At 73.1% G+C, this 14,294-nt stretch carries 10 protein-coding genes; 5 read left to right on the forward strand and 5 right to left on the reverse strand.

Annotated elements, in window-relative coordinates; genetic code table 11:
* Positions 1-54 precede the first annotated feature (54 nt).
* From ACZ4U4_RS10835 to ACZ4U4_RS10850, 4 genes are all read right to left on the reverse strand, one after another.
* On the reverse strand, positions 55-1,182 hold the full coding sequence (locus ACZ4U4_RS10835; protein WP_467871531.1) for an LLM class flavin-dependent oxidoreductase: 1,128 nt from the start codon (positions 1,180-1,182) through the stop codon (positions 55-57).
* A 182-nt stretch (positions 1,183-1,364) separates the two neighbouring features.
* Complete coding sequence (locus ACZ4U4_RS10840; protein ID WP_467871537.1) at positions 1,365-2,150, reverse strand: SDR family NAD(P)-dependent oxidoreductase; 786 nt, start codon at positions 2,148-2,150, stop codon at positions 1,365-1,367.
* Positions 2,151-2,210: 60 nt separating this feature from the next.
* Positions 2,211-3,161 carry a TIGR03619 family F420-dependent LLM class oxidoreductase gene (locus ACZ4U4_RS10845; protein WP_467871540.1) on the reverse strand — a complete coding sequence of 317 codons (951 nt, stop codon included), beginning with the start codon at positions 3,159-3,161 and terminating at the stop codon, positions 2,211-2,213.
* Between the two features lie 164 nt (positions 3,162-3,325).
* On the reverse strand, positions 3,326-4,567 hold the full coding sequence (locus ACZ4U4_RS10850; protein WP_467871543.1) for an amidohydrolase family protein: 1,242 nt from the start codon (positions 4,565-4,567) through the stop codon (positions 3,326-3,328).
* A 480-nt stretch (positions 4,568-5,047) separates the two neighbouring features.
* On the opposite strand from ACZ4U4_RS10850, the gene afsR reads away from it, so the two are divergent.
* The 5 genes from afsR to ACZ4U4_RS10875 all read left to right on the forward strand — a co-directional run bounded on the left by afsR (position 5,048) and on the right by ACZ4U4_RS10875 (position 12,365).
* A complete protein-coding gene (afsR, locus tag ACZ4U4_RS10855; RefSeq protein ID WP_467871545.1) occupies positions 5,048-8,020 on the forward strand; it encodes an SARP-family global regulator AfsR in 2,973 nt (990 codons plus the stop codon).
* A gap of 215 nt (positions 8,021-8,235) precedes the next feature.
* A complete protein-coding gene (locus tag ACZ4U4_RS10860) occupies positions 8,236-8,511 on the forward strand; it encodes a laminin G (protein WP_467871548.1) in 276 nt (91 codons plus the stop codon).
* 962 nt (positions 8,512-9,473) lie between these two features.
* Positions 9,474-9,737 (forward strand): hypothetical protein, encoded by a 264-nt coding sequence (locus ACZ4U4_RS10865; RefSeq protein WP_467871550.1) that lies wholly within the window; start codon positions 9,474-9,476, stop codon positions 9,735-9,737.
* Between the two features lie 181 nt (positions 9,738-9,918).
* The gene (locus tag ACZ4U4_RS10870) at positions 9,919-11,562 is read left to right on the forward strand and encodes a class I adenylate-forming enzyme family protein (RefSeq protein ID WP_467871552.1); all 1,644 of its coding nucleotides are present in this window, start codon (positions 9,919-9,921) and stop codon (positions 11,560-11,562) included.
* A gap of 212 nt (positions 11,563-11,774) precedes the next feature.
* Positions 11,775-12,365, forward strand: a complete 591-nt coding sequence (locus tag ACZ4U4_RS10875; protein ID WP_467871555.1) for a TIGR03086 family metal-binding protein — start codon at positions 11,775-11,777, stop codon at positions 12,363-12,365.
* Between the two features lie 268 nt (positions 12,366-12,633).
* Here ACZ4U4_RS10875 and ACZ4U4_RS10880 read toward each other — a convergent pair whose 3' ends face one another.
* A complete protein-coding gene (locus tag ACZ4U4_RS10880; RefSeq protein WP_467871558.1) occupies positions 12,634-14,262 on the reverse strand; it encodes a FadD3 family acyl-CoA ligase in 1,629 nt (542 codons plus the stop codon).
* Positions 14,263-14,294 lie beyond the last annotated feature (32 nt).

Below are 14,294 nucleotides of genomic sequence, written 5' to 3' on the forward strand. Positions count from 1 at the left end.
CCGTGCGGCGGCGGGCCGCGGTTGTCGGGCGCCGGGCGCCCGCGGGCGTTCCCGTCAGGCGCCGCCCGCCTGGCGGAAGCGTGCCGTCCGGTGCACCGGGTCCGTGTCGATCTGCGGGATGACGTGCTCGCCGATGAGCTCGATGGTGGTGAGCGTGTCGTCCCGGCTGATGCCGATGGGCAGGCCGAAGGAGAGCTGGTCGGCTCCTGCTGCCTCCCAGCGGCGGCACTGGGTGAGGACTTCGTCCGGGTCGCCGCAGATCATCAGCTCCTCGGCGATCAGCAGCTCGATCAGTTCCTCGGTGTAGTCGGGGAGCAGTTCGGGCCAGGCGGGGATGCCGTCGGGCCGCGGGAAGGTGTCGTGGTAGCGGAAGAGCAGTGATTGCAGGTAGTTGAGCCCGCCGCCCACCGCGATCTGCACGGCCTTCTCGTGCGTCTCGGCGCAGATCGCGGTCGAGGTCACCATGACGTTGTCGTTGACGAAGTCCCCCACGGGTTCGGCGTCCTTGACGGCGCTCTTGTACGAGTCGACGACCCACTCCATGTCGGCGACCTTCTGCACGCTGAACCCGAGGACGCCGAGCCCCTTGCGCGCGGCCATCGCGTACGAGGAGGGGGACCCGGCGGCGTACCACATGGCCGGGTGGGAGGGGCCGTACGGCTTGGGGAGGACCTTGCGGGGCGGGAGTTGCCAGTGTTTTCCGCTAAAGCCCTCGTACTCGTCCTGGAGCCACATCTTGGGGAATTCCGCGATGGTCTCCTCCCACAGCTCCTTGGTGTGGTTCATGTCGGTGACGCCCGGCATGAACCCGAGGATCTCGTGGCTGCCCGCGCCGCGTCCGGAGCCGAATTCGAAGCGTCCGCCGGAGAGGTGGTCGAGCATGGCGACCTTCTCGGCGACCTTCACGGGGTGGTTCACCGGGGCGAGGGGGTTGAAGATCCCCGAGCCGAGGTGGATCCGTTCCGTCGCGTGGGCGAGGTAGCCGAGGAAGACGTCGTTGGCGGAGAGGTGGGAGTACTCCTCCAGGAAGTGGTGTTCGGAGGCCCAGGCGTATTTGAAGCCGGAGCGGTCCGCCTGGATGACGTACTCCGTCTCCTCGATCAGCGCATGGTGCTCGGCCTCGGGGTCGGCCGCGGCGCGCGCGGCGGGGACGTAGCCCTGTACGAAGATCCCGAATTCCACGGGGGTTCACCGTCCTTACGTCTCTTCCGACGCCGCTTCGCGAGGACGCCGCTGGGTGACGGGCCGTGCGGGTGACTCACCGCTTCTGACGCATCGTCAGATAAACGGGCCTGCGCAGACTGTTCCACCGGCACTACCAGGGGTCAATAGCTGATGGGGCGTCAGATAGGGCCGCCGCCCCCTCACCCGAGACCGACGCCCGCCAGCCAGCCGCCGTCCACGATGAACGGCTGCCCGGTGATGTACGACGAGTCGTCGCAGGTCAGGAAGAGCGCCAGCCGGGCCACCTCCGCCGGCCGCCCGATCCGCCCCATCGGCACCAGCTTCCGGCAGAGCGCGTCCACCGCCCGCGCCGACGCCTCCGGGTCGGCATCCGGATCGAGCGCCGCCGGGTTGGTCATCGCCGTGTCCACCGCCCCCGGGCACACCGCGTTCACCCGGATCCCCTGGGCGGCCAGCTCCAGCGCGGCGACCCGGGTGAGCCCCAGCACGGCATGCTTGCTCGCCGCGTACGCGCCGACGTACGCCATGCCGGTCACGCCCGTGTACGAGGCGGTGTTGACGATGGTGCCGCCGCCCGCCGCGGCGATCTCGGGCGCGACGGTACGGATCCCGAGGAAGCAGCCGACCTGGTTGACCTGAACCACCTCCAGGAACTCCGCCAGCGGCGTGGCGGTCAGCGCGTTGAACCGCAGGATCCCGGCGTTGGCGACCAGTCCGTCGATCTTCCCGAACGCCTCCTTCGCCGCCGCCACGGCCGCCGTCCAGTCGTCCTCCCGCATCACGTCCAGGTGCACGTAGAGCGCGGTGTCCGCCCCCAGCTCCTCGGCGAGCGCCGCCCCGGGTTCGTCCAGCACATCCCCGATCACCACCCGCGCCCCCTCGGCCACGAACAGCCGCGCCTCCTGCTCCCCCTGCCCGCGCGCCGCCCCGGTGATGACGACGACCCGCCCGTCCAACTTGCCCATGCCCAGCCCCTCACGTGGGTTTCGTAGTCGGTTCCGCGCCCGGCTCCGCGTTCGGGCGCCTCACTCCCCCAAGAGCGGCGCGACCTCCGTCCCGAACGCCGCCATCTGGTCCGTCAGCTCCTCCCGCCCCCGGCACCGGAACCGGACCTGGATCTGGTCGACGCCCATCTCCCGGTACTCCCGCAGCGACGCGGCGATCCGCTCGGGCACCCCGCTCAGCGTCCGGCGCCCGACGTCCCACCCGGGCTCACCGACGTACAGCGGCTCGGTGATGGCCCCGATCTCCGCGGGCTCCACCACGCCGACGGCCTCCCGCAAACCCCTCAACACCCCTATTTTTTCCCTGAGTTGGAGGCGTCGATCACCCTGCGGAAGCCAACCGTCCCCCCGCTCCGCGGCTCGCCGTACCGCCGCGGGCGAGGAGCCGCCCACCCACACCGGTGGCCGCGGCGTCTGCACCGGGCGCGGCGCCTGCCCCAGCTCCGAGAACGCGAACCGCTCCCCCGCGAACGCGACGAACTCCTCGGGCCCCAGCGCCGCCTTCAGCGCGTCCACCGTCTCGTCGAGCACCGCCCCGCGCCGCGCGAAGTCCACCCCGAGCGCCTCGAACTCCTCCTGGACGTGCCCGGCGCCCACCCCGATGATCAGCCGCCCGCCCGAGAGCCGGTCGAGCGTCGCGAACTGCTTCGCCGACAGCAGCGGATGCCGCAGCCCGACCACCGCGACATGACTCAGCAGCCGCACCCGCTCGGTGACCGCCGCCAGATGCGCCAGCGTGGCCACCGGGTCGTACCAGACCGTCCCCATCGCCCCGGCCAGCCGCCGCGGAATCGCCACATGCTCACAGCAGGCGACATACGCGAACCCGTACGCGTCCGCCGCCCGCGCCACCGCCACCAGATCCCCCGGCCCCGCCCCGGCCTCCCACGCCTCCGCGAACACCCCGCTCTGCGCCTGCACCGGCAACTGCATCCCATAAGCCAACCGCCCCTCGGGCAGCACCCGCACCATCCGGCACCTCACATCTGACGAGTCGTCATATCTCGATGGTGCGGCAATGGTGGGGGCTCCGCCGTCGCCGGGCAAGAGGCAGGCGGGCACGGGCGGACGCGTAGAAGACCCTCGGGCTCCGGTACAAGCTCACGCCGGGCCGAGGCCCATACCCCGTCGCCGGCTCACCCGCCCGACGCCGACGGTCCCCACAGCCCCTCCCCCGTCAGCCCCAGCAGTTCGATCGCGTTCCCCCGGACCAGCCGCTCCACCACGTCCCCCGACAGGTGACCCATCTGCTCCTCCGCCACCTGGCGGGAGCGGGGCCACGTCGAGTCGGAGTGCGGGTAGTCGGTCTCGTAGAGGACGTTGCCGACGCCGATCGAGTCGAGGTTGCGGAGCCCGAACGCGTCGTCGAAGAAGCAGCCGTAGACGTGGTCGGCGAAGAGTTCGGAGGGCGGGCGGAGGACCTTTTCGGCGACGCCGCCCCAGGCGCGGTTCTCCTGCCAGACGATGTCGGCGCGCTCCAGGATGTACGGGATCCAGCCGATCTGGCCTTCGGCGTACATGATCCTGAGGTTCGGGAAGCGGTCGAACTTGCCGCTCATCAGCCAGTCGACCATCGAGAAGCAGCAGTTGGCGAAGGTGATGGTGGAGCCGACGGCGGGCGGGGCGTCGGCGGAGGTGGACGGCATCTTCGAGGAGGAGCCGATGTGCATGGCGACGACCGTGCCGGTCTCGTCGCAGGCGCGCAGGAACGGGTCCCAGTGGTCGGTGTGGATGCCGGGCAGCCCGAGGTGCGGGGGGATCTCGCTGAAGCAGACGGCACGGACGCCGCGGGCGGCGTTGCGGCGGACCTCGGCGGCGGCGAGTTCCGGGTCCCAGAGGGGGATGAGGGTGAGCGGGATCAGCCGTCCGTGTGATTGCGGGCCGCACCACTCCTCCACCATCCAGTCGTTGTAGGCGCGCACCCCCAGCAACCCCAGTTCGCGGTCCTTGGCCTCGGTGAACGTCTGGCCGCAGAAGCGCGGGAAGGTGGGGAAGCAGAGGGCGGACTGGACGTGGTTGACGTCCATGTCGGCCAGCCGCTCGGGGACGCGGAACGACCCGGGTCGCATCTGCTCGTAGGTGATGCCTTCGAGACGTATCTCGTCGCGGGGGTGACCGACGGCGGTGTCGAGGCGGGTCAGCGGGCGGTGCAGGTCCTCGTAGACCCACCAGTCGGCCGGCGGGCCGTCGTCGCCGGGGGCACCCATCTTCGGGGTGAACTTCCCGCCGACGAAGGTCATCTGCGCGACGGGGGCGCGCACGATCCGCGGGCCGGTGTCGCGGTACTTCGCGGGGAGTCGGTCCTGCCACACCTCGGGCGGCTCCACCGTGTGGTCGTCCACCGAGATGATCCGGGGAAAGGTCTCGTGGGTCTCCATGAGGGGTACGGTAACGCCGATCTGACGGATCGTCAGTAACTCTGGAGGGGCGGAACGCCGTCCACAGGCGGGTGCGCACACGGCGTTCGGCGGGTTACGTTGTGCAGTCGCGCGATCCGATCCCGTAAGGGCGCGGGTTTCGTGCCCCAGAGGCATGGCGTACGACGTGCGAACAACCGGTGAAGAAGTGGCATGGACATGCATAGATCGGGCGAGGCAGGGCGGAAGCGGAGAGAAGGTGGAGGGGCGTGGCGCACGGCGGTTCGGTGCGCGCGCCCTCGCACGAGGGGCGCATCCGGCGGAGCGCGGCGCTCCGCACCGGCGGGGCCCGCTCCGGCGCGACTCCCGTCGGCCGAGGAGGGTTTGTGGACGGTCCGGCCCCCTACTGACGCGGGCCACCGGGACAAGGCAGACTGACCGTTGCGCACACTGCGGAACGGCACCATCACAGCACAGAGACGGCAGGGGCAGGGGGTCACCATGGTCGACGGTCCGGGACAGAGGCGGGAGCGACTGCGCTTCACCGTGCTCGGTCCCGTGCGGGCGTGGCGCGGTGAGCACAAGCTGGCGGTCGGGTCACCGCAACAACGGGCACTGCTCGCCGCGCTGCTGCTGCGCGGCGGCCACACCGCCACCGCCGCCGAACTCGTCGACGCCCTCTGGGGCGAGGAACCGCCGCACGCCGCACTCGCCGCCCTGCGCACCTACGCCTCCCGCATCCGCAAGACCCTGGGGGACGACGCCGCGCTGCTGGTCAGCGAGTCGGGCGGCTATGCGATCCGCACGGCCGACGGAGAGCCGCTCGACCTCGACCACCACCACGCCGAGCAGTACGCCGCCGAGGCCGAGAAGGCCAAGGCGGCCGGCGACCGCGTGCGCGCCCGGCAACTCCTCGACGACGCGCTGGCGCTGTGGGACGGCGAACCGCTCGCCGGTCTGGGCGGCCCGTACGCCGAGAACCAGCGCACCCGCCTCGACGAATGGCGCCGCTCGCTGCTGGAGTCCCGGCTGGAGCTGGAGCTGGAGCTGGGCCACCACACCGAAGTGGTCTCCGAGCTGACCTCGCTCACCGCCGCGCACCCGCTCCGCGAGCGCCTGCGGGAGCTGCTGATGCTCGCGCTGTACCGCAGCGGCCGGCAGGCCGAGGCCCTCGCCGTCTACGCCGACACCCGCCGCCTCCTCTCCGAGGAGCTGGGCGTCGATCCGCGCGCCTCCCTCTCCGAACTCCAGCAGCGCATCCTGCGCGCCGACCCGGAGCTGGACGCGACCGCGGCGCCCGGCACCGAGTCCGGGCCGGGCGAGCCGGTCCTGCTGCGCCCGCAGCAACTCCCGGCCACCGTCCCGGACTTCACCGGCCGCGCCGCCTTCGTCTCGGAGCTGAGCGAGCAGCTCGCCACCGCCGAGGGGCACATCATGGCGGTCTCCGCGGTCGCCGGTATCGGCGGCGTCGGCAAGACCACCCTCGCCGTGCACGTCGCCCACGCCGCCCACCACCGCTTCCCCGACGGACAGCTCTACGTCGACCTCCAGGGCGCCGGGAGCACCCCCGTCGAGCCGGAGGCCGTCCTCGGCGCCTTCCTGCGCGCCCTGGGCACCCCGGAGACATCCATCCCGGACGGCCTCGACGAACGCGCCGCGCTCTACCGCTCCACGCTCGCCGGGCGCCGCGTCCTCGCACTGCTCGACAACGCCCGCGACGCCGCCCAGGTCCGCCCGCTGCTGCCCGGCACCGAGGGCTGCGCCGCGCTGATCACCAGCCGCACCCGCATGATCGACCTCGCCGGGGCGCAACTCATCGACCTGGACGTGATGAGCCCGGAGGAGGCGTTCACCCTCTTCACCCGGATCGTCGGCGAGGAGCGGGTCAACGCCGAGCGCGAGGCGTCCATGGACGTCGTCGGCGCCTGCGGTTTCCTGCCGCTCGCCATCCGCATCGCCGCCTCCCGGCTGGCGGCCCGCCGCACCTGGACCGTCGCCTTCCTCGCCCGCAAGCTCGCCGACGAGCGCCGCCGCCTGGACGAGCTGCGCGCCGGGGACCTCGCGGTCAAGGCCACCTTCGAGCTGGGGTACGGCCAGCTGGAGCCGCAGCAGGCCCGCGCCTTCCGGCTGCTGGGCCTCGCCGACGGCCCCGACCTCTCGCTCGCCGCGGCCGCCGCACTGCTCGGCATGGACATCGACACCACCGAGGACCTGCTGGAATCCCTCGTCGACACCTCCCTGCTGGAATCCGCCGCCCCGGGGCGGTACCGCTTCCACGACCTGGTGCGGCTCTACGCGCGTTCCTGCGCCGAACGGGACGAGCAGCCGCCGGAGGAGCGGGACGCGGCCCTCTCCCGGCTGCTGGACTTCTACCTGGCGACCGCCATCCGGATGTACGCGCTGGAGCGGCCCGGCGACGCCCTCGTCACCCAGGTGGAGACGCCGCACTACCCGGGCCTCGACTTCGCCGACCGCTCCGAGGCGCTGAGCTGGCTCTTCAGCGAGACCCACTGCATCATCCCCTGCGCCCTCCAGCACACCGGTCCCGCCGGACTGCGGCGCGCCGTCGACCTGCTGCTGCTCACCCGCGACACGGCCGAGTCCGGCGCCAACAACCGGCAGTACGAGCAGGCCAACCACGTCCTGCTGGCCGCCGCGCTGGAGGCCGACGACCGGCGCGCCGCCGGGCGGGTCCACTGGTCACTCACGCCGATCTGCACCCAGTTCGGACGGCTCACCGAAGCCGATGAACACGCCAAGCTGGCCACGCTGCTCGGGCTGGCAGCGGGCGATCCGTTCGCCTCGTCCAACGGCCCCAACGACCGCGGCATCATCGCCAGCATCCGCCACCAGCACGAGGAGGCGGAGGCATATCTCAACCAGGCGCTCTTCGCCTTCCAGGAGAACAAGAGCAAGCAGTCCGAGGCCAGCGCGCTCTGCAACCTCTCCCGCGTCCACCTGGACACCGGGCGTATCGACAGCGCCATCCGCCTCGCCCGGCAGGGCATCAGCTGCTACCGGGAGGCCGGGGCCACCCGCCGCCTCGGCAACGGCATGTACGCCCTGGGCATGGCACTCACCCTGGCCGGGCAACTGGACGAGGCATCCGAGCAGTTGTTCGCGGCGCTGGCCATCTTCCGGGACAGCCGCCAGCGGTTCTGGGAAGCGATGGCGTATCTGCGGCTCGCCGAGGTCGATCTCGCCGCGCACCGCCCGACCAGCGCCGCCGACCACGCCGAGCAGGCGCTGGCCGCGCTGCGTGGGATCGGCGGCCGGCGCTGGCGGGCGGAGGTGCTGCGCACCCTGGGGCACGCCCTCGACCAGATCGGGCACACCGGCCGGGCGAAGGTCTGCTGGCAGGAGGTCGTCTCCATCCACGAGCAGCTGGGCCTGTCCACGGATGGCCCGGTGCCTCACCCGGTGCCCGGGAACGGCGCCGGGCAGCCGTTGATCCCCTCCGCGATCGTCGCGTAGCCGCAGGTCAGAGGCTTCTTTTCGGGCGTTTATCGATCGTTCATCGCCACCCGGCACTCTCATGGATGCCGGTCCGCCGCCTCGGGGGGCAAGCGGCTCGGCACCCATGGCCCCACCACTACGGTGTCCGGCCCTGGTCCGCTCGTCCGGCAGCCCACGGGGGAGTTGCCGGGCGAGTGGATTCATCAGCGCCCACACACAGGAGTTGAGCCACCATGACCACGCAGCATCCGCAGCACGGAGACAGCAACGACACCGTGCACCCGATGGACAGCCACCGTCCCATCCGTCCGATGGACAGCCATCGACCGATCCTGCCCATGGACAGCCACCGTCCCCTCCAGGCGAGGGACGCGGCCGAGACCGTCCAGACCCGGGACAGCCACCGTCCGATCATCGACGCCGCGACGGCGACCGACCGCCCGGCTGCGGCCGACGGCGGCATCGAGACGAAGGACAGCCACCGTCCGATCGCCGAGCCGAAGCACTGAGCCACGGTGAGGCGCCGTAGGTGTCGCGTCGTACCGTCCACCGGACGCGACGCCCACGGCGCACCCGCCGAGGACCGGATCCCTTACGGCACGCCCTGAGGGAACCCCGGTCCGCAGATGCCGAAGTACGGCGGCACGGCGTACTCCCGACGGGGGAAAGCCGGGCGTACGCGCCGCCGTACGGCATCAGGGGGGGGGAAGGTCCGGCCCGCGGGCCCCGGGGGGATCGGGGCGCCGGCGGAACGGACCAGGGGGGCCGGGCTCAGGGGAGGGCCCGGAACGTCGGTGGCGGTCAGGCCGGGGGATGGCCCGGCTGCCGCTGACGGGGGGGGAACCGCACCGCTGCGGACCGGCGGTGCGGCAGCAAGGGGGGCGGGATACGGGCCTGTCGGCTCGTATCCCGTAGGGCTCGCCCGTGGGGACGGCCCGTACGGATCACCCGTACGGATCGCCCCCGGGCCGAGGCCCGTCAGGTCCGGGGCCTTCCGGGGCTCGTGGACCGCGAGGTCCGCGGGCCGCAAGGCCCGAGGGGGGACAAGACGTCCGGACGGGCGGCACCTGGGGAGGGGCCGACCGTTCCGGGCGCCCGGCGCCACCGTGCGCCGGGCACGATCGGGGGATCGTGGCGGCCGGTTTCGATGACGTAATCAGGGGAGCCATCGAAACCGGCCGCACCCGTACGGTCCGACGGCTTCCGGCCATGCCGAAGAGCGGGGCGGAGCAGGCCCGTTCCGGCCGGCCGACGTGAGCGTCAATGCGGGTGCAACGGCCGAAGTGGCGGCTTGCAGGAGCGGAGGCGGAGTCTCCTACTCCTCCGATGCGTCTTCAACTCGCGTGTTTTTTAGGCAACTTCCTAGGATTTTGTCGAACATCTGGCTGACAACGGGCTACCGTCGTGTGGTCAGGCACGGTTCACACAAGGGAACGTTTCCCCGACGGATCCCCCACACTTTGGAGCTGGCATGAACCGCATCACGCGCACCCTGGTCACGGCCGCCTTCGGCGCCACCGCGCTCGGCATCGCGGCCTCCCCCGCTCTGGCCGACAGCAACATTCCGTCGCCGCCCAGGACCCTGGACAGCAACATCCCGTTCGCTCCGGCGGACAGCAACATCCCGGTGGCCCCGAAGGACAGCAACATTCCGGTGGCCCCGGCGGACAGCAACATCCCGGTCGCGCCCGGCACCTTCACCGCGGCCGACAGCAACATCCCGCTCGTCCCGTAGGGCCACGCCCCTACGGCATCCATCCGGCGGCCGGCCCCGCACCCGTAAGGGACCTGCGGGCGCCGGCCGCGGCCGTTCCCGGGGGACGTCCGGGGCCTTGCCGGGCCTCACCGACCTGGACCTGACGATCCATCAGTTCTACTCTTGGCGCCCCGCACCGTCCCCGTGGCCAGGAGGCGCCGTGTTCGAGTCCGGTCGTGTGCAGACGCTCTGGGAACTGGTCGAGTACCGCGCGGGAGCCTCCCCCGGCGCGCCCATGTTCTTCGACGCCGCGGGGCGGCGGATCACCTTCGCGCAGGCGCGGGACGCGGCCCTGCGGGTGGCCGCCGGGCTGTGGGAGCAGGGCGTCCGGGCCGGTACGCGGGTGGCCTGGCAGCTGCCGACACGGATCGGCACGGTGCTCGCCTCGCTCGCGCTGGCCCGGCTCGGGGCGGTGCAGATCCCGGTGCTCCATCTGCTGCGGGAGCGGGAGGTCGGCTTCATCCTCGCCGAATCGGCCGCCGAGTTCGTCCTCGTCCCCGGGGTGTGGCGCGGCACCGACTTCACGGCGCGGGCGCGCGCGGTGGCCGGGGAGGGGGTGCGGGTGCTGACCGTGGCCACCGGGGAGGGAGACCCCGGCGGGCCGGGGCACGGGGCCGGGGCGCCGGGCGGCGATCCCGGCCGGGAGTTCGGGCTGCCGACCGGGGACCCCGGGGTGCTGCCCCCTCCCCCGGCGCCGCCGCTTTCGGGGGTTCCGGCGGCCACCGCCTGGATCTACTACACGTCCGGGACGACCGCCGCGCCCAAGGGCGTCGAGCACACGGACGCGACGCTGATCGCCGGAGGGTTCGGGCTGGCCACGGCGCTGGGGATGGCGGCGGACGACATCGGCTCGATCGCGTTCCCGTACGCCCATATCGCAGGTCCGGACTACCTCGTCGCGATGCTGGCCGGCGGCTTCCCCGCCGTGGTGCTGGACGCCTTCCGGCCGGATGCGGCGGCGGCCGTCTACCGGCGGTACGGCGTGACCATGGCGGGCGGCAGCACCGCGTTCTACCAGGCGTTTCTCGATGCGTCCCGGCACCGTCGGCAGGAGCGGCCGGACGCCGGTCCGCTGCTGCCCTCGCTGCGGCTGCTCTCCGGCGGCGGGGCGCCGCTGCCCCCGGAGCTGTATGCCGAGACCGTCGCGGAGCTGGGGTGCGCGCTGGTGCACGGCTACGGGATGACGGAGTGCCCCATGATCACGATGGGCACGCCGTACGACGGGGACGAGCAACTGGCGCGGACGGTGGGGCGGCCCGTCGCGGGCGCGACGGTGCGGATCGTCCGGCCGGACGGCGCCGCAGCCGCGACCGGTGAGAGCGGCGAGGTGAGGGTCAAGGGGCCGATGCTCTTCCGGCGGTACACCGATCCGGCGCTGACCGCCGCGGCGTTCGACGCGGACGGGTACTTCCGCACCGGCGATCTCGGCCATCTGCGGCCCGACGGGCACCTCGTGCTCACCGGGCGTCTCAAGGACATCATCATCCGCAAGGGCGAGAACATCTCGGCGCAGGAGGTCGAGGAGCTGGTACGGACGTATCCGGGGGTCGCCGAGGCGGCGGTGATCGGGCTGCCGGACCGCTCCCGCGGTGAGCGGGTGTGCGCCGTCGTCACCCTCGCCCCCACCGCGGCGCCGCCCACCCTGGCCGCGCTGACCGCGCATCTGCGCGCGGCGGGCCTGATGACGCAGAAGCTCCCGGAACAGCTGGAGATCACGGATGCGCTGCCCCGGGGCGGGCCCCTCTCCAAGGTCCTCAAGACGGCGCTGCGGGAGCGGTACGCGGACGGGGCGGCCGGCGGGTAGGCGGGCGTCCGGAGGCGTGGTGGCCGGCGGGAGGCGGGTGTCCGGCGCGGCGGCGCGCGGCGGGCCGGGTCCGCTCGTCCCGGTGGCCGGATGGCCGTCGTCCCGCGGTGGGCGGCTCGGTGTGGCGGCCGGGGCGCGGGGCCCGGGGCCGTTTCACTGAGGGCCGGGCCGGGGTACCGGCCGCACCCGGTGACGACGGAAGGAACGCCGACATGACGGAGACCATCGACTTCGGCGCGCAGACCGCGCTGATCGCCCATCTCGCCGCCCGCACCCGCGACGAGCAGCTGGCCGCGCCGACACCGTGCACGGAGTACGCGGTACGGAATCTGCTGGGGCATCTCGTGGGCCTGACCGCGGCGCTCCGGAACACCGCGACCAAGGAACTGGGCCCGGCGACGGGCACGCCACCGGGCAGCACCCTGCCCGACGTCGCACCCGGGTGGCGCGACGAGCTGGCCGCCAACCTCGACGCGCTGGCCGCGGCCTGGCACCGCCCGGCCGCCTGGGAGGGCGAGACGGAGGCCGGTGGCATCACCCTGCCCGCCGCCCTCGCCGGGCGGATCGCGCTCAACGAACTCGTCCTGCACGGCTGGGACCTGGCCCGCGCCACCGGACAGCCCTACGCACCCGACACCGCGAGCCTCGGGGTGTCGTACGCGCTGCTCGCGCCCGCCGCCGAGAACCCGGCCCGCGGCGGCATGTTCGGCCCGGCCGTCCCCGTACCGGACGACGCGACGCTGCTGGACCGCGTCGTGGCCCTGAGCGGCCGCCGACCGGACTGGGCGCCGGACGCGGGGTAGCGCGGACGCGGGGCCTGCGGGGCGGGGCGGGGCGCGGAGCCGTACGCGTACAGCTCGGGGGTCCCACGGGCCCGGGAGCTCGGCGCGCTCCGGACCGGGAGCCGGGCGGGCCCGGGGGCCCGTGGGCTGGGATCCCGCGCGCCCAGCCCTGGAGCACTCCGGTCCGGGTGGTCGGCGCGCTCCGACTCGGGCACGCTCCGTGCCGGGCACGGGTCCCGGACAGGCACGCCCCGCGCCCACGCCCCGGCGGACCACGGCACCCGCCGGATCAGCCTCCCTCCGCGCCCGTCCTCAGCCGCGTCTTCAGCACCTTCCCGCTCGCGTTGCGCGGCAGTTCCGTGACGAACTCGACCTGGCGGGGCACCTTGTAGTTGGCCATCTCGCGGCGTGACCAGGCGATGAGGTCGTCGGCGGTCAGGCTCGCGCCGGAGCGGCGGACTGCGTACGCCTTGCCGACCTCGCCCAGCCGGGCGTCGGGTATCCCGACGACGGCTATCTCGGCGATGTCCGGGTGGCGGCCGAGGAGTTGCTCGATCTCGGCCGGATAGGCGTTGAAGCCGCCCACGATGAACATGTCCTTGAGGCGGTCGGTGATACGGAGGTTGCCGTACGCGTCGAGGACGCCGATGTCGCCGGTGCGCAGCCAGCCGTCGGCGGTGCGGGTGCGCGCGGTGGCGGCCGGGTCCTCGAAGTAGCCGGACATGACCTGGTACCCGCGGACCTGTACCTCCCCGGGGGTGCCGGTCGGCAGGGGGCGGTCGGCGGTGTCGGCGATGCGGACCTCGGTGCCGGGGACGGCCCGGCCGCTGGTCGCGGCGACGGTCCCGGGCGGATCGCCGCGGCGGCACATCGTGACGAGGCCGCCCGCCTCCGACAGGCCGTACGCCGTCAGGACGGTGGCGACGCCCAGCTCGCCGCGGAGGCGTTCGACCAGCTCCAGCGGGACGACGGCGGCGCCGGTGACCACCAGCCGCAGCGCCGAGAGGTCGTGCCGGGCCCGGGCAGGGTGTTCCAGGATCTGCTGGTGGAGGGTGGGCGGGCCCGGCAGGACGGAGATCCGTTCGGCGGCGATGCGGGCGAGGGTGGCCTCGGCGTCGAAGACCGGCTGCGGCACCATCGTGGCGCCGCGCAGCAGACAGGCGACGATCCCGGCCTTGTAGCCGAAGGTGTGGAAGAAGGGGTTGACGATGAGGTAGCGGTCGCCCTCCGTGAGACCGGCGAGGTCGCTCCAGGTGTCGTAGGCGCGGAGCGTCTGGGCGTGGCTGAGCACCGCGCCCTTGGGCAGTCCGGTGGTGCCGGAGGTGAAGAGGATGTCGGAGGGGTCGTCGGGGCGGACGGCGTCGGCGCGCTCACGGACCGCGTCGGACGGGACGGCGGCACCGGCGGCGAGGAAGGCCGGACGGCTGTCGAAGTCGGCCGGGGCGTCGTCGGCGAGGACCACCACCCGCTCCAGGTCCGGCAGGCCGGGCAGCGGTCCGTCGCCGGGGCCCTCCCGGGTGGCGCGGCGCAGTGCGGCGACGTAGGAGGTGCCGAGGAAGGTGCCGGTGACGAAGAGGAGCCTGGCGCGGGTGCGGCGCAGGATGTCGGCGGCCTCGGCGCCCTTGAAGCGGGTGTTGACCGGCACCAGGACGGCGCCGGCGGTGACGGCGCCGAGCGCGGAGACGATCCAGTCGGGGGTGTTGGGGGCCCAGACAGCGACGCGGTCGCCGGGGGCGATTCCGGCGGCGAGGCAGGCGGCGGCGGTCCGCTCGACGCGTTCGCCCAGCTCGGCGTAGGTGAGGCGGGTGCGGCCCCCGACGACGGCCTCGCGCGGGCCGTACCGCTCGGCGGCCTCGCGCACCAGGCGGGGCAGGGAGCCGTACCGCAGATCCGCTCGCGTTTCCAGGTCGTCGGGCATCGAGAACCGCCTCCCGCGAAAGAGCTGACTGT

The sequence above is a fragment of the Streptomyces sp. NPDC029159 genome (assembly GCF_055564055.1).

What these genes read in the sequence shown, in the direction of transcription:
- ACZ4U4_RS10840 (WP_467871537.1), bottom strand. Translation starts at nt 2,150, where the DNA reads ATGGGCAAGTTGGACGGGCGGGTCGTCGTCATCACCGGGGCGGCGCGC.
- ACZ4U4_RS10845 (WP_467871540.1), bottom strand. Translation starts at nt 3,161, where the DNA reads ATGGTGCGGGTGCTGCCCGAGGGGCGGTTGGCTTATGGGATGCAGTTG.
- ACZ4U4_RS10865 (WP_467871550.1), top strand. Translation starts at nt 9,474, where the DNA reads ATGAACCGCATCACGCGCACCCTGGTCACGGCCGCCTTCGGCGCCACC.
- afsR (WP_467871545.1), top strand. Translation starts at nt 5,048, where the DNA reads ATGGTCGACGGTCCGGGACAGAGGCGGGAGCGACTGCGCTTCACCGTG.
- ACZ4U4_RS10875 (WP_467871555.1), top strand. Translation starts at nt 11,775, where the DNA reads ATGACGGAGACCATCGACTTCGGCGCGCAGACCGCGCTGATCGCCCAT.
- ACZ4U4_RS10850 (WP_467871543.1), bottom strand. Translation starts at nt 4,567, where the DNA reads ATGGAGACCCACGAGACCTTTCCCCGGATCATCTCGGTGGACGACCAC.
- ACZ4U4_RS10860 (WP_467871548.1), top strand. Translation starts at nt 8,236, where the DNA reads ATGACCACGCAGCATCCGCAGCACGGAGACAGCAACGACACCGTGCAC.
- ACZ4U4_RS10880 (WP_467871558.1), bottom strand. Translation starts at nt 14,262, where the DNA reads ATGCCCGACGACCTGGAAACGCGAGCGGATCTGCGGTACGGCTCCCTG.